Source organism: Lacticaseibacillus sp. 53-4 (assembly GCF_016861805.1).
Taxonomy (GTDB): domain Bacteria; phylum Bacillota; class Bacilli; order Lactobacillales; family Lactobacillaceae; genus Lacticaseibacillus.
In genome coordinates this window covers 108,984-129,633 of record NZ_BOLT01000004.1, presented here as the reverse complement: position 1 = coordinate 129,633, position 20,650 = coordinate 108,984, and the positions used below count along the sequence as shown (strand labels likewise).

Sequence of the window (20,650 nt, the reverse complement as noted above, 5' to 3'; positions counted from 1 at the left end):
CCAGCGCCTTGAGACGCAGCCAGCAACAGGGGCTTATAGCCCCAGAGAAAACCACCCGTTCGACGGGTGGTTTTTATGGCAATACCGGCTTTTGTGGGCTGTCCTTTTCCTGATGGAAAGAGTGGTTTAAGATAAACAAGTATGAGAAAAAATCTGGATGAATGGCTCACGCACACCGCCACACCGCCACGCCGGTCGCCGCTAAGGCGCTCTTGGGCGCGGTCTTGCGAGTCGGCGAGTGTGCGGGCCTAATTGTTGAAACTGAAGCGTATCTGGGGCAGACCGACCGCGCGGCGCATGCCTTTGGCGGCCGCCGCACCAAAACTAATGCGGCGCTGTATGGGCCTGCTGGGACAATCTACATTTACCAAATGCGGCAGTACTGTCTGCTCAACGTGGTGACGCAGCCGGCTGGGGTTCCGCAGGGAATTTTGATTCGCGCGGTTCAGCCGACCAGCGGCCAAACCGTGATGGCAGCGTGGCGAGGGCGCAGCGGGCCGGCCATGACCTCCGGCCCGGGCAAGCTTTGTCAGGCCTTCGCCATCACGCTGGCCGACAACAATCGCCCGGTCAATCGGGCGCGGGTGGGCCTTGAACTGGCAGTCAGGCGCCCGGTGCAGATCATCAGCGCACCGCGCATCGGGGTCCCGAATAAGGGTGAGGCAACGGCCGCTCGGTTAAGATTTTTCGTCGCTGGCAACGCGTGTGTTTCGGATATGAAAAAAAGTCAGATCGATCCTAATGGAGGATGGCAAAGATGAAAACTCAGAATATGCTGGATTATATCGGCGACAAAATGGACGCCGTTGATTTTGACGGTGACCTGGATCTGAACTGGGACAAAGAAGCCCGAGTCTTTGAAGTCGAACTGACCATGACGGTTGAAGCCGCTAAGGGCTACGAGGTCGAAGATCAGGACGGGCAAACCATCGACGATGGGGAGATCGACTACTCGGATGCGATCCTGTTTTACGATGCCACCAGCCTGAACGGGGATGACTACAAAGACAATTACCTCGCGGTGTTCGGCTTCCAAGGCAAGCAAGGCATCGCGAAGGCGACGGTGGACGCCGTGTTCGCCTACCTGCAGGAAGTGCTAGATGACGGCCAGTCGGACCTGATGGACTTTGTTGATGGCACTTCTGATGCAGACACTTTTGAACTGCACTTTGACGAGGCCAAGTACCAGACGGCTTACGCCAAGCAGCCAGAAGCTTCGCGCCATGAGTATCTGCCGTACCCGCAGTATTAGGAGGGGCCCATGGATCAGTGGTTTGAAATCGCAATTGAAACCAGCAGCGAGGCCGTCGACGCGGTGGCCAACTTTTTGATGGAACAAGGGGCCGGCGGCATTCAAATCGAAGACGCGGCTGACTTTCAAGGCGGCGCGACGCAAAGTGCTGACGGGGTCTGGCTTGACCCAGACAGCATTCCCCACCGTCAAAGTGGGGCGAAGGTGAGCGGCTATTTCAGCGGCCACCAAAATCCGGCTGAACTCGTCGCCACCTTGCAGGCCAAAGTGGCACAGCTGCCAAGTTTTGGCTTGGCGAAAGGACCCGGAACGGTGGCGGCCCATCCGCTGGCTCAGGCAGACTGGGCCAATGAGTGGAAGAAGTATTACCATCCGCTTCGCATTACCCGCTTTTTGACCATTGTGCCGGCGTGGCTGGCCTACCGCCCGCAGCAGGCCGGCGAGCTGGTGATGCGCTTGGACCCCGACATGGCCTTCGGGACCGGCAGCCATCCGACTACCGCGTTGATGCTGCGGCTGCTTGAGGCGCACGTGCGCGGCGGTGAAACCATGATCGATGTCGGCACTGGTTCCGGGATTTTAGCGCTCGGCGCGCGGCTGCTGGGGGTTCAGGAAGTGCTGGCGACTGATGTCGATGACACCGCCGTCGAAAACGCCAAGGCCAACCTGGCGCTGAATGACATTGACGGCATTGAGGTGATTGCCAATGATTTATTGACAGGCATCACCCGGCCAGTCGACCTGATTGCGGCCAATATTTTGGCCAATGTGTTGACGCCGCTGATTCCGCAGGTGCCAGCAGTGCTGAAGCCGCACGGGCGGCTCTTGCTGTCCGGCATCTATTACAATAAGGCCGATGCCATCACCGCCGCCCTTGAAGACAACGGGCTGAAGGTGCTTGAACAAGTCCGGCAAGGCGACTGGGTCGCGCTGGTGGCGGGGCATGCTGCGGAGGAGAAGGAATGAATCGCTTTTTCACCAGCCAGACACTGCAAGCAAACCGCGCAGTCGCCCTTGAAGCGAGCATCCAAAAACACGCCATTTCGGTTCTGCGCCTGCGCGAAGGCGATCAGATCGAGCTGGTCGGCCCAGACGCACAGCCGTACCTCGCGACCATCTTGAGTTCGGCGCCGTTGCACGTGCAAATTGATACCCCAATCGCGCGGCCGACCGAGCTGCCGGTGCAGGTGCGCCTGATCTGCGGCGTACCCAAGGGCGACAAGGCGGACTTGATCGTGCAAAAAGCGACGGAGCTTGGCGCTGCTACCATCAGTTTTTTCAACAGCCAGTGGGCGACGGCTAAATGGGCGCCAAACCGCGTGGCCAAAAAGCTCAGCCGGCTTCAGGCCATTGCGCAAGGGGCCGCCGAGCAGTCGCATCGGTGTGTTGTCCCCGCCGTTGATGTGGTAACATTGAACGAAATGACAAAGCTTCAGGCTGACGCCAAGCTGATCGCCTACGAGGAAAGTGCCAAGGCCGGCGAAACTGCGGGTTTAGTCAAGGCCATCGCCACCCGTCCGCACACCTTGATCGCGGTGTTTGGGCCGGAAGGTGGGCTCAGCCCCGCGGAGGTTTCGACGCTTCAAGACGCAGGCTTTTTGCCAGTTGGCCTGGGTCCGCGGATTCTGCGAACCGAAACTGCGCCATTATATCTGCTCAGCGCCGTATCCGTGCTCAGCGAATTGCAGGGAGAGAAGAATGAGTAAAGTCAAAGCCTGGTTGAGGACGCCTTCAGCCATGATAATTTTGCTAAGCGTGCTGGTCACGTTAATTCTGCCATGGGGGTTCACCTTGCTTCATGTGCACGTGGCGGTTCGGATCCTAGTGTTGTGGATCCTTGTGAATATGAGCTTGGCCCTGTGGTTCGGCCGGCTGATGAGTAAAAACCACCTGCACTGGTGGCTCAGCTTGGTGCTGCCGGTCCTGTTTGCGCTGATGGTCCTGGTGCGGTTTGCCAATTACGGCTACTGGTTTGTGCCGGTGTACTGGCTGCTGACCATGCTGGCCTGGACCCGCGACTAGTTTTTTTCTGCAAAGTCGGTATAATCAATCTTAAGAAACTCTGCAAAAGCACGTTTCAGGCGTGCTTTTTTGGTCACTGCGAGCGGCTGCTGACACGCTCCGGCTGCACGCGAGAAAGGGGACTATTATGGCAGAAGAACCAGAGTTGACCCAAGATGAGGTCATGGCGCTGTGTGCCAAGTACATGAACGACGAGCACCTCGCCTTTGTGAAAAAGGCTTATGATTTTGCCGCGTATGTGCACAAGGATCAAAAACGCAAATCAGGCGAGCCGTACATCATTCACCCGATTCAGGTCGCTGGGATCCTGGCAAACCTGAAGATGGATCCCATTACGGTGGCGTCTGGGTACTTGCATGACGTGGTTGAGGACACCAACATCACGCTGGGCGACATTCAGGAAATGTTCGGCAAGGAAACGGCGGTCATTGTCGACGGGTTGACCAAGCTCAGCAAGGTCACGTACGTTGCCCACAAGGATGAGCTGGCAGAAAATCACCGCAAGATGCTGCTCGCGATGGCCAAGGACATGCGGGTCATTCTGGTCAAGCTCGCTGATCGCCTGCACAACATGCGAACGCTCATGCACCTGCGGCCGGATAAGCAGCGCCGGATCGCCAACGAGATGCTGGAAATCTACGCGCCGCTGGCCGATCGGCTGGGCATTAGCACGATCAAATGGGAGCTCGAGGACCTGTCCCTGCGCTATCTCAACCCGCAGCAGTATTACCGCATCGCCCAGCTGATGAAGTCCAAGCGCACTGAGCGGGAGGAATACATCGAAAAGGCGATTGTTGACATTAAAAAGGCGCTGGCGGATCTCAACATTCAGTACGAGATTTACGGCCGGCCCAAGCACATTTACTCCATTTACAAGAAAATGCGGGACAAGCACAAGCAGTTCGACGAGCTGTACGACCTGCTGGCGGTGCGCGTGATCACGCAAAACATCAAGGACTGTTACGCCGTCCTTGGCGTCATTCACACGCAGTGGAAGCCGATGCCTGGGCGGTTCAAGGATTACATCGCCATGCCTAAAGCAAATGGCTACCAGAGCCTGCACACCACCGTGATCGGGCCGATGGGCAAGCCGCTGGAAGTGCAGATCCGCACGGAAGAAATGCACCATGTCGCCGAGTTCGGGGTCGCGGCCCACTGGGCATACAAGGAAGGCCAAACCTCCGAGGTTCAGTACGACAAGGCCGGCAAGCAGATCGACATGTTCCGTGAGATCCTGGAGATTCAGGACGAGACCAACGATGCGCACGACTTCATGGACAGCGTCAAAGGGGATATTTTCACCGACCGCGTCTATGTCTTCACGCCGCAAGGGGATGTCTACGAGCTGCCAAAAGGTTCCGTGCCGCTTGATTTTGCCTACATGGTGCACACGGAAGTCGGCAATCACAGTGTCGGGGCGAAAATCAACGGCAAGATTGTCCCGCTGAACTACCAGCTCAAAAACGGCGACATTGTCGAGATGCTGACCAACAGCAGCTCCAAGCCGAGCCGCGACTGGGTCAATATCGCCTTCACCTCGCGGGCACGCAACAAGATCCGCCGCTACTTCAAGCAGGCGGACAAGGGCGAGAACTCCGAAAAAGGGCGCGAGGAACTGGAGCGCACGCTCACCGAAATGGGCTTTTCGCCTAAGGACTTCATGGGCCAAAAAGGCGACATGGTCGACCTGCTCAAGCGCCTGAACTTCACCACCGAAGCCGAGCTGCTGTCGGCGATCGGCTATGGCGAGTATTCCGCCAAGGTCATCGCCAACCGCCTGACCGAACGCGTCCGCCGCGAAAAGGCGGATGCCGACAAGAAGGCCAAAGAGGACGCAATCCTGGCGAATAACCAGAAGGTCACGACGATGTCCAAGGAGAAAAAGCCGACGTCGCGCACCGAGGAAGGCGTCGTCATTGAAGGGGTCGACAATCTGCTGGTGCACCTCGCGAAATGCTGCAGCCCGGTGCCTGGCGATCCCATCGTCGGCTACGTGACCAAGGGGCGCGGCGTCACGATTCACCGCGCCGACTGCCCGAATGTCGACAACTCACCGGCAATGGCCGGCCGGCTGATCGACGTGCGCTGGCAGAACCTGAACGACCAGAGTCAGCTGTTTGACACGGAGCTGGAGATTTACGGGTACAACCGCAACGGCCTGCTCAATGAAGTCCTGCAGACGCTGAACTCGCAGACCAAGAATCTGACGAACGTCAACGGGCGTGTCGACCACGATAAAATGGCGGACATTCACGTCACCGTTGGGATCCCGAATTTGGCCGCACTTGAGCACATGATGGATGCGATCAAGAACATTCCGGACATTTACGAAGTCAAGCGGGCTCAAGGCTGAGTCCGGTGGCAGGCGAATCAACGCCTGCTTTTTTTGAGGAGGAAGCTTATGAAAGCAGTAGTGCAGCGGGTCAGCCGCGCCAGCGTCAGCATCGACGGCCAAGTGCACGGCGAGATTGGGCAAGGCTTTTTGATCCTGCTGGGCGTCGGCCCGGCTGACACCGAAGCCGATGTGGCCTATCTGGTCAATAAGATCAGCAAGCTGCGGGTCTTCAGTGATGACCAAGGCAAAATGAACCTGGCGCTGGCCGCCATCAATGGGGCAGCACTGGTGGTCTCACAGTTCACGCTTTACGCCGACACGCGCAAGGGCAATCGGCCAAGCTTCACCGGCGCGGCCGACCCCGCACTGGGCAAGCGCCTGTACGAAACTTTTTTGACCCAGTTCGCCCAAGCCGGCTGCCCGGTTGCGCACGGCGAATTCGGTGCGGATATGCAAGTGAGCCTGACCAATGACGGTCCGGTCACCATTATTTTTGATACGGAGGAACAACATGCTGGTTAATGCGATTTGGGATCTTGATGGCACCCTGTTTGACACGTACCCGGAAATGCTCGCGGCACTGGTCAAAACCTTGCACCACTACGGCCAGGCCAACGTCGATGAGGAACAGTTGCTTAAAACGGTCAAACGGGGCTCCATCACCGAGACGTTGACACAATTGGCGCCTCAGCTGGAGACGACGCCTGAGCGCGTGCTGAGTCATTTTCATACTTTGGAGCGCCAGCAGGTGATGATCGCCCAGCCCTATCCCGAAGTGCCAGGCGTGCTTCGCGCAATTCACGACGCTGGCGGGATCAACTTGCTGATGACGCATCGGGACCATTCCGCCTGGGCGCTGCTGCGGCAGGCGGGGCTCCAGGACCTGTTTTTAGACGGGGTCACATCGGATCTCGGTCTGCCGCGCAAACCCGCGCCTGATGCGGTCCTGCATCTGGTGCACGCTCACCAGCTGAACCCCGAGCGCACCGCGATGATCGGCGACCGCAAGCTGGACGTGATTGCGGGGCAAAATGCCGGGGTCCTTGGCGTTTACTTCAACGTCGATGGTCTGAACGATGCGCCAATGGCCGACGTGCAGGTGAATCACTTAACTGAGCTGCTGCCTTTGTTTAATGCCTAGGCGCGCTTTCAGACAAAAAAGTAGCGGGTGGCGAAAAATTTCGTCACCCGCTACTTTTTGTTTGAGCCGGTTGGTTACTGATGATTGCCAGCTTTGAAGTAGGCGGTCAGGCCCTTGACCACGTCGCTTGCGACCTGCTGCTGGTAGGTCGAAGAGGAGATGTGGGCGAAGTCCTTGTCGGAGTTGATATAGCCCATTTCCAGCAGCACGGCCGGCTGGGTGTTGTTGCGAATGACCTCGTAGTTGCCAAACTGCACGCCGCGGTTAGTCATACTCAGATTGGTATCGAAGGCATGGTTGAGGGCCTTGGCCAGCTGCATGTCTTTTTTCGCGTTGTAATAGTAGGTGGTGAAGCCGGAAGCCTCGTTCGCGTTGGCACTGGAGTCGAAGTGAACGGAGATGAACGCATCCGCGTGGTCCTTTTCCGCGACGACCGGGCGGGGCGCCAGATCGACAAAGGTGTCGGAAGAGCGGGTGAAGACGACGTTTGCGCCTTGCGCCCTTAATGCGGCGCCGATTGCCTGAGCGGTTTGAAGCGTGTAGGTCTTTTCGTACTTACCGCTGGTCGATTCGGCTCCGGAATCGCTGCCGCCGTGCCCTGGATCCAGCACGATGGTGGCCTCAGCCAGGTTGGTGGCCGCCTTGGCGGCCTTGGTGCCGGGAACGGTGACGGTCCAAGCAGCCAGGTAGCCTGTCTTGCCATCTGCCGTTTGCACTTTGTACCACTCACTGGACTGGTCCAGCACGGTGACGGTCGTGTTTTTCGGCAGCTGGGTCACCACTGGCGCGTTGAGGCCGGCGGCGGAGCGCAGGTTGACGGCCAGGTTGGTGGTCACCTTGATGGCGCTGACCGTTTGCGCGGCTTTTTGGCTTTGCGGCTGGGTTTGCTGCGGGGAAGCCAGCGTCACGGTTTTACCGGTCAACGAAATGGTGCTGGTGCTGACCCAGGCGGCGGTATTGTGGTACGCGATTTGCGTCCAGTTGCCTTCCTGATAAATCACATCCAGGGTGTCACCAGCCGCGGCGGTGCCGAGGACCTTGGCACTGGTTGACGCGTACTGGCGAATGTTGGCACCAGCCGTGACCGTCGCCGTGCGCGCACTGGTGGTCGTCGCTTCGTTTTGGTCAACCAGCCAAGAGGCGACCCAACCGATTTTATTGACGGCCAGGCGCACCTGATCCCATGAATTTTCCTGTTTGATGACGGTCAGCTTGGTGCCTCGCTGCACTTGACCCATCAAGCCGTATGACATGCCGGGCCCCAGGCGCACGTTGAGCACAGTCGCCCGCACCGTGATCGAGCTGCTTTCTGCCAGCACCGTGGTGGTGGCGGCCGAGACGCCGATCAACAGCGCGCAGGCAATGGCCAACGGCCAGCGCTTTAGCTGCTTGATTTTCACATTTTCATCCCCTACATAAATCGCTACTAGGGTGATTATACCAAATCTAATCGCCTAAAACGTGAAGCACGTGGTTTTTTCCTCGCTGACCGTTGACAATTTGCTGAAAACAACGTACGCTAATTGCAAATACAAGCGCCGATGAGGAAGCAGGATAGGTCAATTTCACGCAGCGACCCGGAGATGGTGAAAGCCGGGACCGACCGAAAAGACACTTCTGAGGCTGACGAGCTCCGGTTGCCACCGTTATGGCTGAGTAAAACACAAGGTGGTACCGTGTCCGCACCCTTCGTCGATGACGAGGGGTGTTTTTTGTTGGCAAGCGTTACAAGCGTTAAAGGAGGAAATTATGAGTTATCAACGACCTAAAGGCACCGCAGATATCCTGCCGGGCCAAAGCGCGCTGTGGCAGCGCGTTGAAGGCATCGCCAAACAGGTGATGGAAAATTACCGCTATCGTGAGATCCGCACGCCGTTGTTTGAAAGCTACGATGTGTTCGCCCGCTCCAGTGGTGAGACCTCGGATGTGGTTTCAAAAGAAATGTACACGTTTGAGGATAAGGGCGGCCGCCAAATGGCGCTGCGCCCGGAAGGCACCGCGGGCGTGGTTCGCGCCTACGTGGAAAATAAACTCTACGGCCCCGATCACCAAAAGCCGTACAAGGTCTACTACATGGGCCCGATGTACCGCTACGAGCGGCCGCAAAGTGGGCGCCAGCGCGAGTTCCACCAAATCGGAGTGGAAGCGTTTGGTGTTGACAGCCCGGCTTTGGACGCTGAAGTGATTGCCCTGGCCAAGGACCTGCTTGAGGCCCTGGGCGCCAAGCAGCTGAAGTTTGCCATCAACACGCTGGGCGATCCCGAGTCGCGCGCCGCTTACCACAAGGCGCTGGTGGACTTCCTGACGCCGTTCAAGGACCAGCTGTCGGAAGACTCCAAGGTGCGCCTGGAAAAGAACCCGCTGCGCATCCTCGACAGCAAGGACAAAGGCGATCAGGCCATTGTGGCAGACGCGCCAAAGATCCTCGACTACCTGACCCCAGCGGCGACTTCCCACTTTGAAGCGGTGCAAGCCGACCTCAAGGAATTGGGCATCGACTACGAGATCGATGCCGACATGGTGCGCGGCCTGGATTACTATAACCACACGATTTTTGAGGTCATGAGCAACGACGCGGTATTTGGCGGTGGGTACACCACAGTCCTTGCCGGTGGCCGCTACAACGGGCTGGTGGAAGAGCTCGGCGGCCCAGAGACCCCGGGCGTCGGGTTTGCGATGGGCGTGGAACGCGCGATGCTGCTGCTGGCTGGGCAGACCGTCGAAGAGCGTCTGCCGGTGTACATCGTCACCATCGATGAGGCTGCCCAAGGGCCGGCCCTGCGCCTGGCGCACGCGCTGCGGCAGCAAGGAATCGAGGTCGACATGGACTTCCAGGATCGGAAACCGAAGGCGCAGTTCAAGTCGGCGAATAAAGCCAACGCCCAGCTGGTGATGACCCTGGGTGAAAGCGAGCTTGAAGCCGGCACGATTCAGGTCAAAAATATGCAAAGCGGTGTGCAGAAAGAATTCAAGCAGGCTGAAGTTGAAGCAGACCTCAGCAAGCTCGCCGCACAATTGGAGGCAGATCATGAGTAAACGCACAATGTATGCCGGGGACGTCACCAAGGCGAACCTGGGCGAAACTGTCACCCTCAAGGGCTGGGTGCAAAAGCGCCGCAGCCTCGGCAATCTGATTTTCATCGACCTGCGCGACCGCGCAGGGATCGTGCAGCTCGTCTTTTCGCAGGAATTTAGCGAAGACGCACTGGCCGTAGCCAATGAGGCGCGCTCTGAGTATGTGCTTGAAGTCACCGGCAAGGTGGCCGCGCGCAAGCCGGAAGCCATCAACCAGGACATGAAAACCGGCGAGATCGAAATTGAAATTGCCAAGGCGATCGTCCTGAACAAGGCGAAGACCCCGCCGTTTGACATTGCCGATGGCGTCAATGCGACCGAGGAAACCAAGCTGAAGTATCGCTACCTTGACTTGCGCCGGCCGGAGATGCAGGAAGCCATCATCACTCGCAGCAAGGTGATGTCCGCAGTGCACCACTACTTCGACGAAAATGGGTTTCTCGACATCGAGACGCCAACCTTGACGGCCTCCACACCTGAAGGGGCGCGCGACTACTTGGTGCCATCCCGGGTTTACCCAGGCAGTTTTTACGCGCTGCCGCAGTCCCCGCAGCTGTTCAAGCAGCTGCTGATGGGGGCGGGCTTTGACCGCTACTACCAGATTGCCCGCTGCTACCGTGACGAGGATCTGCGCGGCGATCGCCAGCCTGAGTTCACTCAAATCGACATGGAAACCAGCTTCTTGAACCAGCAGGAGATCCAGGACCTCACCGAGGGCCTGATCGCCCGAGTGATGAAGGAAGTGAAGGGCGTGGACGTTAAGCGCCCGTTCCCGCGGATCCAGTGGCAGGACGCCATGGACCTTTACGGTTCCGACCGGCCGGACCTGCGCTTTGACATGAAGATCCAGGATGTTTCTGACCTGGTCAAAGATTCCGACTTCAAAGTCTTCAGCGGCGCCGTGGCCAATGGTGGCCAAGTCCGGGCAATCGTTTTGCCAGGGGGCGCAGCCAAGTACTCCCGCAAGAAGATCGACGAGCAGCAGGACTACATTAAGCGCTTTGGGGCCAAGGGGCTGGCCTGGCTCAAGGTCACCGATGACGGCATTGCCGGCCCAATCAGCAAGTTCTTCGGCGACGGCCAAGCCTTGACTCAGCCACTGGGCGCCAAAGCTGGCGACCTCGTTTTGTTTGTGGCCGATGAAGCCAGTGTCGTCGCCGCCAGCCTCGGTTATCTGCGCACGCACTTCGGCCATGACCTGGGTCTGGTCGACGAATCCCAGTACAACTTCTGCTGGGTCGTCAACTGGCCGCTGTTTGAATTCGATGAAGGGATTCAGCGCTGGGTCCCGGCGCACCATCCGTTCACCATGCCAAATGAGGAAGATGTGCCCCTGCTGGACACCGATCCGCACAGCGCCCACGCGCAGTCTTACGACATCATCATGAACGGGGACGAACTGGGCGGCGGCTCGATTCGTATCCACAGCCGCGAGATTCAGGAAAAAATGCTCAAGGCGCTGGGCTTTACGCCGGAACGCGCGCAAAAGTCATTCGGCTTCCTGCTTGACGCGTTGACCTACGGCTTCCCGCCGCATGGTGGGCTGGCCATTGGCCTCGACCGTTTTGTGATGCTGCTCTTGAACCGCGACAATATTCGCGACGTGATCGCCTTCCCGAAGAACTCGAAGGCTTCCGAGCCGATGACCAACGCGCCGACCCCGGTTGCCGATGTGCAGCTTGAGGACCTTGGCATTCAGGTGCGCGCAAACGTTGATCCCAACGCGGCACACCAAGGCGATGACGAGTTAACTGAATAGTTTGGTGGGGAAAAGGCTGTGACATAAAGCGGTTTTAGCCCACAACACAAGGGTCTCTGGGCCACGATTCGTTCTTAGAATCGCGGTGCAGAGGCCCTTGTGTGCTTGGGCGTCGCTTTATGGAACGCGACTAGGCCATGATCTCTTGCGCGCTTTTTCTGTTCGCAAAAAATTGCCGCCCTGCAACTAGATTGCTGGCAATCTATTTTCAAAACAGGTATACTGAGCGCGAGGTGATGAGCATGGAAAAAGACTTGAATGAACTGCGTAAGCAATTGACCCCAGAGCAGTTTGACGTGACGCAAAAGGCTGGCACTGAGCGGCCATTTAGCAGTGAATACGACGACTTCTACCAGCCCGGCGTCTACGTCGATGTCGTGTCCGGGGAGCCGCTGTTTTCCTCCCAGGATAAGTACGATGCCGGCTGCGGCTGGCCGTCTTTTACCAAACCAATTGCCAAGCTGACTGATAAGCGGGACAGCCGCTTTTTCATGGAGCGCGTTGAAGTGCGCAGCAAAGAGGCTGATTCGCATCTTGGGCATGTCTTCAATGACGGCCCGCAGGATAAAGGCGGGCTGCGTTACTGCATCAATGGGGCGGCGCTGCGCTTTGTGCCCCTAACCGACCTGGACGCACAGGGGTACGGGCAGTACAAGCAGTTGTTTGAGGAGGCGAAGTAACATGGCAGAGGAAACCGCAATTTTTGCCGGCGGGTGTTTCTGGTGCATGGTCCAGCCGTTTGATACCCAGCCTGGGATCAACGCCGTGATCTCCGGCTACACCGGCGGCCACGTGCCGAATCCCACTTACGAGCAGGTCGCCAGTCACACCACCGGCCACACCGAGGCCGTGGAGATCAAGTTTGATCCGGCGGTGATTTCATACGCGCAGCTAGTCGAGATTTACTGGCAGCAAACGGATCCGACTGACGCGATGGGGCAGTTCCAAGATCGCGGTGATTCGTATCGCCCGGTGATCTTGTACAACTCGCCTGAGCAAAAAGCCATCGCCGAAGCTTCGAAGGCCAAGCTGGCGGCCAGTGGCAAGTTTGCTGAGCCCATTGTGACCAGCATCGAACCGGCCAAGCCGTTTTACCCGGCTGAGGACTACCATCAAGACTTCTACAAGAAGAACCCGTTGCGCTTTGAAATGGAAGAGCGCGGCGGCCGTGAGCAGTTTAAAGCCCAGCACTGGCAGCATTAACCGCGCCGACTCCAGAGCCTTTTCTGGGGTCGGTTTTAATTTTTTCTGAAAGCGGGCCAGGCGCGAAGGGTGGCGGTTGGCTGTGGTATACTTAGCCATACTAAGCCTTCAGAAAGGGATTGTTATGCAAGAAATTGACCGCTTGATCCGCCGCCACCAAAATTGGAGCCGGCTGACCGCCGCGTTTTTCTACAGTATCTGTGTCGCTTTGGCGCTGAACATGTTCTGGGAACCAGGGGGCGTCTTCGCCAGCGGGGTCACCGGGGCTGCCCAGCTGCTGGCCACCGTCGTGCGTAAGTGGTTCAACGTGTCCTTTGGCACCCCGTTTGGCCCGATGGCGACCACTGACCTGTTTTCGACCGGGACGCTGCTGTTTCTGCTGAACGTGCCACTGTTTGTGGTCGCCTGGAAGCAGATCGGGCACCGGTTCACCTTGTTCACGTTTCTGGCGGTCATTTTCTCGACGATCATGATTCGCTTGTTGGGCGTTGTGAAGCCGCTGACCACTGATCCCATTGTCTGCGCGATTTTCGGGGCGGTGATCAACGGCTTGGGTACCGGCTTTGCGCTGCGCAATAACATTTCTACCGGGGGGCTCGACATTGTCGGCATCGTCTGGCGCAAGAAAACCGGCGCCACCATCGGCTCGGTCAACATTGCCATCAACATTGTGATCATTTTCCTGGCCGGTTTTGTCAACGACTGGCCGCACGCGCTGTACTCGGCGCTTGCTATCTTTATCAACGGGCGCGTGATGGACGCGATGTACACCCGGCAGCAGCGGCTGCAGGTGATGATTGTGACCGACCAGCAGAAGGCCGTCGTTAACGAGATTCAAAACACCCTCCGGCGCGGGATCACCATCGTGCACGACGCGGAAGGCGCCTTTCACCACGAGGAGAAAACAATCCTTTTCACCATCATCACCCGGGCAGAGATATACGATCTCGAAGATGCCATGCGGCGCAGCGACCCGTATGCGTTCGTGTCGATCACCCAGTCGGTGAAAATCATGGGGCATTTTTACGAACCGAAAACAGATTAAACTTGGGCTGCGGCGACGCGGCCTTTTTAAGGAGGAAGAGCTATGCTGATTGGGGCAAATGTGTCAATGAAGGGTAAGGGGATGTTCGTCGGGGCCGTGGCGGAGGCGGCCAGTTACGGCGCGACCACGCTGCAGTTTTACACCGGGGCCCCGCAAAACACCCGGCGCAAGGACGTGTCGGAAATGCGCATCCCCGAGGGACTGGCCGACATGAAAGCCGCCGGCCTGTCGCACCTGGTGATTCACGCGCCGTACATCGTGAATCTGGGCAACACGGTCAAGCCGCAAAACTACGCCTTTGCGGTGCAGTTCATGAAGGAAGAAGTTGCTCGGGCCGATGCCTTGCACGCTTACGCGATGCCGTTTCACCCCGGGGCCCACGTTGGCGCCGGCGATGCTGCCGCCATCGCGCAGATCGCCAAGGGCCTAAACGAGATCATCTCACCTGATCAGCATGTGCTCATCGCGCTGGAAACCATGGCCGGCAAAGGCACGGAGGTTGGCCGCACGTTTGAGCAGCTGGCCGCCATCATCGACCAAGTCGAGCTAAAGGACAAGATTGCCGTCACGATGGATACCTGTCACATGAGCGACGCCGGCTACAACGTCAAGGAAGACTTCGATGGGGTGCTCAACGCCTTTGATCACGTGATCGGGCTGGATAAGCTGGCCGTGGTGCACGTCAACGACTCGAAAAATCCGCAAGGCGCGCACAAGGACCGGCATCAGAACATCGGGTTTGGCACACTTGGCTTTGACTGCCTGAATGCGATTGTCCATCACCCGCAGCTGACCGCCATTCCCAAAATTCTTGAAACGCCGTACGTGGGTCCGGACAAGGCGCACATGGTCCCGCCGTATGGGGTCGAGATCGGCTGGCTGAAGGACGAAGCCTTTCGCCCGGAGCAGCTGGTCGCGCTGGGCGCAGCGCCGCTAAGCAAGTAGCCTGCATGCAATCACGCAAAAACGGCCATCCGACTTCAAGCAGGTCGGGTGGCCGTTTGCGCGTCTGAAAGTTTATTGTTTGGTGGGGTCGTCAGTTTCGTCAAGGCCCATGTGCTCCAGAATCAGCATGGCGGTTTCCTCGATTGACCGGTGGGCGGTGTTGATGACCATGCAGCCAATCTTCTTGTACAAGTCGTCGGCGAAGGTCAGCTCCTCGTTGACTTGATCGCGGGCGGAGTAGGCGGTGTCAGGATTCAGCCCGTAAGCAATCATGCGCTGGCGGCGAAATTCCATCAGGACTGAGGCGTCGGTGGTCAGCCCCACGATTTTCTTGGGGTCGACCTTCCAGATTTCTTCGGGAATGTGGGCGTTCGGGACCAGCGGCAGGTTCGCGACTTTGAGGTTGCGGTTCGCTAGGAACAGCGACAGCGGTGTCTTGCTGGTGCGAGAGACGCCGAGCAGCACGATGTCCGCCTCCAAAAAGCCTTTGGGGTCTTTGCCGTCATCGTACATCACGGCAAACTCCATCGCGGAGATGCGGTCGAAGTATTTCTCGTCCAAGTTGTGGACCGCCCCGGCGACGCCACCGGGTTGATCGCCAGTTTCCGCGGCGACGGCATGCAGGATCGGCGTCATGACATCGATGAAGGGCAGCGCGATCTCCTTGGCGTAAGTGCGCCCGGCCTGGGCCAATCCTGGGGTGACCAAAGTGGCGATCACCAGCGCACGTGAGTCGGCTTTGGCCGCGTCGAGGGTTTCCAACAACTTTTTCTGCTCGTGCACGAACGGAAACCGGAGGTAGTGGGCGCTTTGGCCGGCGAACTGCGCGGCCACCGCCTGTGCCAGTTTCAACCCAGTTTCCCCAATTGAATCCGAGATAATGTAGTAGTTCGTTTCTTCGCCCATTGTTCTCCCGTCCTTCGTCAATTGATACCGCTATCATATCATAATTGGGCCTCAGGCACGCTTTGGTGTCAAAAACGCCACTTTTTTGCCAAATATCTCACATATTTCGCGATTGCCGTATTGACGCGTTTTTTGATGTTCGATATAATAGTTGAGAACTAGAGATGCAAGAATCGATGGTTACGCAAGTGTCGGAGGGAGGGATATCATATGGCAAAGACAGTCGTTAAGAAAAACGAATCTCTCGATGATGCTCTTCGGCGCTTCAAGCGCACCGTATCCAAGTCAGGTACATTAGCCGAATACCGCAAGCGGGAATTCTACGAAAAGCCAAGCGTTAAGCGGAAGTTAAAGTCCGAAGCTGCACGCAAGCGCAAGAAGTTCTAAAGATTCGCGGACGCGCGCCGACCTGGTGCGCGTTTTTTGTTGCAAATGAAGAAAGGGAGTTCATTATGGCAGTGTTGGATCAATTGAACGAACAGATGAAAACAGCAATGAAGGCCAAGGACAAGGCCACCTTGAGCACCGTCCGGATGCTGAAGGCCGCACTGCAAAACAAGCAGATCGAGGTCGGCCATGACCTGAGCGACGCCGAGGAACAAGCGGTACTTTCGACCGAGCTGAAGCAGCGCAAGGAGAGTCTGACGGAGTTCGAAAACGCCGGCCGCGAAGACCTGGTGACCCCGCTTAAGGCGGAAATCAAGATCGTTGAAGCCTATCTGCCGACGCAGATGGATGAGGCGCAGGTCGAAAAGCTCGTCGATGAGACCATCAAGGAAACTGGCGCTACCGGCAAGGCGGACTTTGGGAAGGTCATGAAGACCTTGATGCCGAAGGTCAAGGGTCAAGCTGATGGAGCCCTGGTTAACAAGCTGGTCAAGGGGAAGCTTCAGTAATCCTGATTGCCCGTTGGGAAGCCGCGTCACTTCGCTGTGACGCGGCTTTTTTATGGTAAAATGAAAGAAACTCAATGAGGAGGCGGCTTCTTGGCAGAAGAATCCGTAGAAAAGTCCCTGTCCCTAGCCAGCACCGATCAAGCAATCGCCCTTGCTGGGATCAATGATGAAAACTTAACCCTGATCGAAGAGGCGCTGGACGTGCTGATCGCCCCGTTTGGCGACACGCTGAAAATTTCCGGCAGCCCCAAGGCCACCAGTCTTGCGTACCAACTAATTCAGCAGCTGTTGACGCTGCTGAGCCGCGGCATCGCGATTGCGCCTCAGGACGTGGTCTCCGGTGTCAACATGGCGCAGCGCGGCACCCTGGAGTATTTTGCCGACATGTACTCCGAAACACTGCTGCGCGATGCCAAGGGGGCGCCGATTCGCGTCAAGAACTTTGGCCAGCGCCAGTACGTCCAATCCATCAAGCACAACGACATCACCTTTGGCATCGGCCCGGCCGGGACCGGTAAAACCTACCTAGCCGTGGTCATGGCCGTTGCCGCGATGAAGGCCGGTGAGGTCGAAAAACTGATCCTCACGCGCCCGGCAGTCGAGGCGGGGGAGAACCTCGGGTTTCTGCCTGGCGACCTGAAGGAAAAGGTGGACCCTTACCTGCGCCCGATTTATGACGCGTTGTACGCCGTTCTGGGCACTGACCACACCAACCGCTTGATGGACCGCGGCGTGATTGAGATCGCGCCGCTTGCCTACATGCGCGGGCGCACCTTGGACAATGCGTTTGCCATTTTGGATGAGGCGCAAAACACCACCCAGGCGCAGATGAAAATGTTTCTGACCCGCCTGGGCTTTTCTTCCAAAATGATCGTCAATGGTGACATCACCCAAATTGACCTGCCGAACCATCAAAGCAGTGGGCTGATCCAGGCCCAGCGGATCTTACAGGACATCGATCACATCGGGTTTGCCAGCTTTTCGGCCAGTGATGTCGTGCGCCACCCGGTCGTGGCCAAGATCATCGAGGCGTACGGGAAGGCTGACCAACCCCAATAGTCAGGAGGGCCCATGCAAAACGCAGTGAAGTGGCGCAAAAGTGCCGTGCTGGTAGTGGTGTTGCTTTCGGCAGCATTAATTTCCGCCCTGGCGTGGATCACCCTACCCAAGCCGGTGCACGTCACCCTGAACACGCCGGCAGAAGAGACCATCATTGCCACCCAAACCGTGCAGGATCAACCTGCCACGGCGCAGGCGCGCAAAGCGGCAGCCAATGCGACCGCCCCGGTTTACAGCTACGATTCAACGGTCAGCACCAAGCAGCAAGACCAGCTGGACCGGCTGCAAAAGGCGATGACGACCACCGAAAACCAGGTGGTCAGTGCGGCCCAGAAAAAATATCAGGACGCCTCTGGCAAAGACGCGAATGCCGTGTACGTTAAACCAACGCCCGGTGCCTTAACGGCTGCGTTTCGCGACACGTATGCGAAAAGCGAGTACCCGTATTTTTATCAGTTTCCCGACCGCTTTTATAAGGCGGCCTTCGCGCTGACCGCCCAGGAGCGGGACATGGTTTTCAAAACGGTTGTGCCTGCTGTTGAGCGCCAGTTGCAGGGCCGGTTGACCGACTCAAACTTGGCCAGTGCCCAGAAGGCGGCCACGGCGGAACTGTCGACCAGCGACCTGACCACTGCGCAGCGGCGGATGGGCACGACGTTGATCGAACAGACGATCATCCCCAATCAGCTGATCAATGAGGCCAAGACCAAGGCCAAGCAAGCGGAAGCCCGGCTGGCGGTTGACCCAGTCGAAATCGTGCAGGGGCAGGTGATCGTGCAGCAGGGGCAAATCGTTGACCGTACCGTCAGCCATCAACTTGATGTGCTGGGGCTGACCAAGCGGCGCGCGCCTTGGGCGTTGTTTGGTCTGCTGCTGCTAGTGGTGATTCAGGCTATCGCTTTGCTGGCGCTGTTGCGGCAGTACCCGGCAAAGCGCCAGCGCAAGCTTGCCCTGCTGTACAGCGGCCTGATCGGGCTTTCCGTACTCGTGATGCTGGGGCTGCGCTTTGTGGCCAAAACCGGTGGGGCCAACTTAGCCATGCTGCTGCCGGCAGCCTTGGTGCCGCTGCTGCTGCGCAACTTTATCGGGCGCCGCTTTGCGCTGCTGGCCGCTTTAATGCAGACGTTCCTGGCATTTTTCGTCTTTTATTCGACGACCGGCACCCTGTTCACCGCCGCCACTGCGATCAGCTACCTGACCTCTGGCGTGCTGGCGGTCATGGTGCAGCGCAAGCGCTTGAACGATGAGGCCAAACTGGTGGCGTTTTGGGTCGTGGGGGTCAACTTGCTGCTGACTTTGAGCACGCTGCTACTGCAAGGCGCACGCTTCACGGCGCTGGCCACCTGGCAGTCGCTGGGCTTCATTGTGGTCGGGCAGGTGCTCGGCTACGTGCTGGCGCTTGGCGCCACGCCGTACCTGGAAATGATTTGGCAGGATGATTCGGTGTTTAAGCTGAACCAGCTGAGCGACCCCAATGATCCGCTGCTGCGGGATTTGATGGAAAAGGCGCCTGGGACGTATCATCACAGCATGATGGTCGCAAGCCTGGCGTCCAACGCCGTGGCGGCGATTGGCGGGCGCACGATGCTGACTCGCGTGGCCTGTTATTACCACGATGTCGGTAAGTTGAAAAAGCCGCTTTATTTTACCGAGAATCAGCCGGCGGGCTTCGACTCGCCGCACAATCACCTGACGGCGCCAGAATCGGCGACCATCATTTTCGCCCATGTCACAGACGGCGTGGCGATGCTAAAAGCGCGCCACATGCCGCAGTTCATCATCGACATCTGTCAGCAGCACCATGGCACCACGCTGATGAAGTACTTTTACCATGAGGCCAAAGAAGCCGACCCGAGCACTAAAGAAAGCGACTATCGCTACGATGGCCCGAAGCCGCAAACCATTGAGGCGGCGGTGGTCAACATTGCCGACACCTGTGAGGCCGCGGTGCGGTCGATGAAACATCCGACGCAGGCGTCGATTCAGACATTCGTTCACAACATCACCAATGAGCGTCTGCTGGATGGGCAGTTTGACGAGTCGCCCATCACGGTCGAACAGCTGCGGCAGGTCGAGGCCTCGCTGGTCGGCGGCTTGACCAGCACCTTCTACACTCGCATTGAATACCCCAAAGACGATGCACCAACTAAAGGAGAAGCATAATGGATCTGGAATTTTATGATGATGACCACCGCTTGGATGATGCCCACACGAAGCTGGCTAAGGAGCTGGTTGAGTTTGCCGGCAAGGAGCTGAACAAAGCCGAAGACACCGAGATGTCGATCACAATTGTCTCCGATGAGGAGATTCACCGCATCAACAAGCAGTACCGCAACACCGACCGGGTGACTGATGTCATTTCTTTTGCCATTGAAGACGGCGACGACGAGCAGTTGGTCGGGTTCCCTGACATGCCGGAAAATATCGGCGATTTGTTCATCGACCCCGACCAGGTGGCGCGCCAGGCCAAGGATTACGGTCACTCATTTGAACGCGAGCTGGGCTACACGGTGGTCCACGGCTTTTTACACCTGAACGGTTACGATCACATCAAGCCGGAAGACGAAGCGGTCATGATCCCGCTGCAAGAAAAGATCCTAGACGCCTATGGCCTCCCGAGATAAGCAAATCGAGAAAAATCACCACTTTGGTCAGTCCCTTAAGCATGCGCTGACCGGCTTATTTGGGGTTTACCTGCGCGAAGGGAATTTTCGGCGCGAAGGTCTGATGGCGCTGGTCGTGTTTATTTTTGCCTGGGTGTTTCAGGTCGGCCGCTTTCAGTGGTTCATCTTGCTGCTGGCGGTGATGCTGGTCTTTTTGATGGAGCTGTGGAACACCATCATCGAAAATGTCGTCGATTTAGTGGTCGGCCATCAGTTCGACGAGCGGGCCAAGCGGATTAAAGACATGAGTGCCGGCGCCGTGCTGGTTGCCAGCGGCATCGCCGTGGTTTGCGGTTTGTATGTGTTCCTGCCGCCGCTGTGGCGGCTGCTGACGAGCTGGGGTTAGGAG

General features: G+C 57.7%; 22 protein-coding genes. 20 read left to right on the top strand and 2 right to left on the bottom strand.

Features of this window, described 5'->3' with window-relative positions:
* The first annotated feature begins 161 nt into the window (after positions 1-161).
* From JUF21_RS03080 to JUF21_RS03045, 8 genes are all read left to right on the top strand, one after another.
* Positions 162-761, top strand: a complete 600-nt coding sequence (locus tag JUF21_RS03080) for a DNA-3-methyladenine glycosylase (RefSeq protein WP_203663059.1) — start codon at positions 162-164, stop codon at positions 759-761.
* Positions 758-1,252, top strand: a complete 495-nt coding sequence (locus tag JUF21_RS03075; protein ID WP_203663057.1) for a DUF3013 family protein — start codon at positions 758-760, stop codon at positions 1,250-1,252. Before JUF21_RS03080 ends, JUF21_RS03075 begins: the two co-directional genes overlap by 4 nt.
* Positions 1,253-1,261: 9 nt before the next feature.
* A complete protein-coding gene (prmA, locus tag JUF21_RS03070) occupies positions 1,262-2,218 on the top strand; it encodes a 50S ribosomal protein L11 methyltransferase (protein ID WP_203663056.1) in 957 nt (318 codons plus the stop codon).
* Positions 2,215-2,958: a 16S rRNA (uracil(1498)-N(3))-methyltransferase gene (locus JUF21_RS03065; protein ID WP_125754568.1), complete on the top strand. Its 744-nt coding sequence runs from the start codon at positions 2,215-2,217 to the stop codon at positions 2,956-2,958. The genes prmA and JUF21_RS03065 overlap by 4 nt, the downstream gene beginning before the upstream one ends.
* Positions 2,951-3,274 carry a hypothetical protein gene (locus JUF21_RS03060; protein ID WP_125754567.1) on the top strand — a complete coding sequence of 108 codons (324 nt, stop codon included), beginning with the start codon at positions 2,951-2,953 and terminating at the stop codon, positions 3,272-3,274. The genes JUF21_RS03065 and JUF21_RS03060 overlap by 8 nt, the downstream gene beginning before the upstream one ends.
* 127 nt (positions 3,275-3,401) lie before the next feature.
* Positions 3,402-5,627: a bifunctional (p)ppGpp synthetase/guanosine-3',5'-bis(diphosphate) 3'-pyrophosphohydrolase gene (locus JUF21_RS03055; protein ID WP_203663054.1), complete on the top strand. Its 2,226-nt coding sequence runs from the start codon at positions 3,402-3,404 to the stop codon at positions 5,625-5,627.
* 48 nt (positions 5,628-5,675) lie between these two features.
* On the top strand, positions 5,676-6,131 hold the full coding sequence (gene dtd, locus JUF21_RS03050) for a D-aminoacyl-tRNA deacylase (protein WP_203663052.1): 456 nt from the start codon (positions 5,676-5,678) through the stop codon (positions 6,129-6,131).
* On the top strand, positions 6,121-6,750 hold the full coding sequence (locus JUF21_RS03045; RefSeq protein WP_203663050.1) for an HAD hydrolase-like protein: 630 nt from the start codon (positions 6,121-6,123) through the stop codon (positions 6,748-6,750). The genes dtd and JUF21_RS03045 overlap by 11 nt, the downstream gene beginning before the upstream one ends.
* A 74-nt stretch (positions 6,751-6,824) precedes the next feature.
* On the opposite strand, the gene JUF21_RS03040 is transcribed toward JUF21_RS03045, so the two are convergent.
* Positions 6,825-8,150, bottom strand: coding sequence for an N-acetylmuramoyl-L-alanine amidase (locus JUF21_RS03040; protein ID WP_203663048.1), 1,326 nt, complete (start codon positions 8,148-8,150; stop codon positions 6,825-6,827).
* 349 nt (positions 8,151-8,499) lie between these two features.
* Between JUF21_RS03040 and hisS the strand changes: the two genes are divergently transcribed.
* The 6 genes from hisS to JUF21_RS03010 all read left to right on the top strand — a co-directional run bounded on the left by hisS (position 8,500) and on the right by JUF21_RS03010 (position 14,777).
* Positions 8,500-9,786: a histidine--tRNA ligase gene (gene hisS, locus JUF21_RS03035; protein ID WP_203663040.1), complete on the top strand. Its 1,287-nt coding sequence runs from the start codon at positions 8,500-8,502 to the stop codon at positions 9,784-9,786.
* A complete protein-coding gene (aspS, locus tag JUF21_RS03030) occupies positions 9,779-11,584 on the top strand; it encodes an aspartate--tRNA ligase (RefSeq protein ID WP_203663038.1) in 1,806 nt (601 codons plus the stop codon). Before hisS ends, aspS begins: the two co-directional genes overlap by 8 nt.
* A 242-nt stretch (positions 11,585-11,826) precedes the next feature.
* Positions 11,827-12,264 (top strand): peptide-methionine (R)-S-oxide reductase MsrB, encoded by a 438-nt coding sequence (gene msrB / locus JUF21_RS03025; RefSeq protein WP_239061423.1) that lies wholly within the window; start codon positions 11,827-11,829, stop codon positions 12,262-12,264.
* Between the two features lies 1 nt (position 12,265).
* A complete protein-coding gene (gene msrA, locus JUF21_RS03020) occupies positions 12,266-12,787 on the top strand; it encodes a peptide-methionine (S)-S-oxide reductase MsrA (protein WP_203663030.1) in 522 nt (173 codons plus the stop codon).
* Positions 12,788-12,911: 124 nt separating this feature from the next.
* Positions 12,912-13,832 (top strand): YitT family protein, encoded by a 921-nt coding sequence (locus JUF21_RS03015; RefSeq protein ID WP_125754558.1) that lies wholly within the window; start codon positions 12,912-12,914, stop codon positions 13,830-13,832.
* 42 nt (positions 13,833-13,874) lie between these two features.
* On the top strand, positions 13,875-14,777 hold the full coding sequence (locus tag JUF21_RS03010) for a deoxyribonuclease IV (RefSeq protein WP_203663028.1): 903 nt from the start codon (positions 13,875-13,877) through the stop codon (positions 14,775-14,777).
* A 72-nt stretch (positions 14,778-14,849) separates the two neighbouring features.
* On the opposite strand, the gene JUF21_RS03005 is transcribed toward JUF21_RS03010, so the two are convergent.
* Positions 14,850-15,683, bottom strand: coding sequence for a pyruvate, water dikinase regulatory protein (locus tag JUF21_RS03005; RefSeq protein WP_203663026.1), 834 nt, complete (start codon positions 15,681-15,683; stop codon positions 14,850-14,852).
* A 210-nt stretch (positions 15,684-15,893) separates the two neighbouring features.
* Between JUF21_RS03005 and rpsU the strand changes: the two genes are divergently transcribed.
* The 6 genes from rpsU to JUF21_RS02975 all read left to right on the top strand — a co-directional run bounded on the left by rpsU (position 15,894) and on the right by JUF21_RS02975 (position 20,647).
* On the top strand, positions 15,894-16,070 hold the full coding sequence (gene rpsU / locus JUF21_RS03000; RefSeq protein WP_054661478.1) for a 30S ribosomal protein S21: 177 nt from the start codon (positions 15,894-15,896) through the stop codon (positions 16,068-16,070).
* 65 nt (positions 16,071-16,135) lie between these two features.
* Positions 16,136-16,579, top strand: coding sequence for a GatB/YqeY domain-containing protein (locus JUF21_RS02995; protein WP_203624494.1), 444 nt, complete (start codon positions 16,136-16,138; stop codon positions 16,577-16,579).
* A 90-nt stretch (positions 16,580-16,669) separates the two neighbouring features.
* On the top strand, positions 16,670-17,638 hold the full coding sequence (locus JUF21_RS02990; protein ID WP_203663024.1) for a PhoH family protein: 969 nt from the start codon (positions 16,670-16,672) through the stop codon (positions 17,636-17,638).
* Between the two features lie 12 nt (positions 17,639-17,650).
* Positions 17,651-19,801 carry an HD family phosphohydrolase gene (locus JUF21_RS02985; protein WP_203624492.1) on the top strand — a complete coding sequence of 717 codons (2,151 nt, stop codon included), beginning with the start codon at positions 17,651-17,653 and terminating at the stop codon, positions 19,799-19,801.
* Positions 19,801-20,262: an rRNA maturation RNase YbeY gene (gene ybeY, locus JUF21_RS02980; RefSeq protein ID WP_125754549.1), complete on the top strand. Its 462-nt coding sequence runs from the start codon at positions 19,801-19,803 to the stop codon at positions 20,260-20,262. The genes JUF21_RS02985 and ybeY overlap by 1 nt, the downstream gene beginning before the upstream one ends.
* Positions 20,246-20,647 (top strand): diacylglycerol kinase family protein, encoded by a 402-nt coding sequence (locus JUF21_RS02975; protein ID WP_203624491.1) that lies wholly within the window; start codon positions 20,246-20,248, stop codon positions 20,645-20,647. The genes ybeY and JUF21_RS02975 overlap by 17 nt, the downstream gene beginning before the upstream one ends.
* Positions 20,648-20,650: the final 3 nt, after the last annotated feature.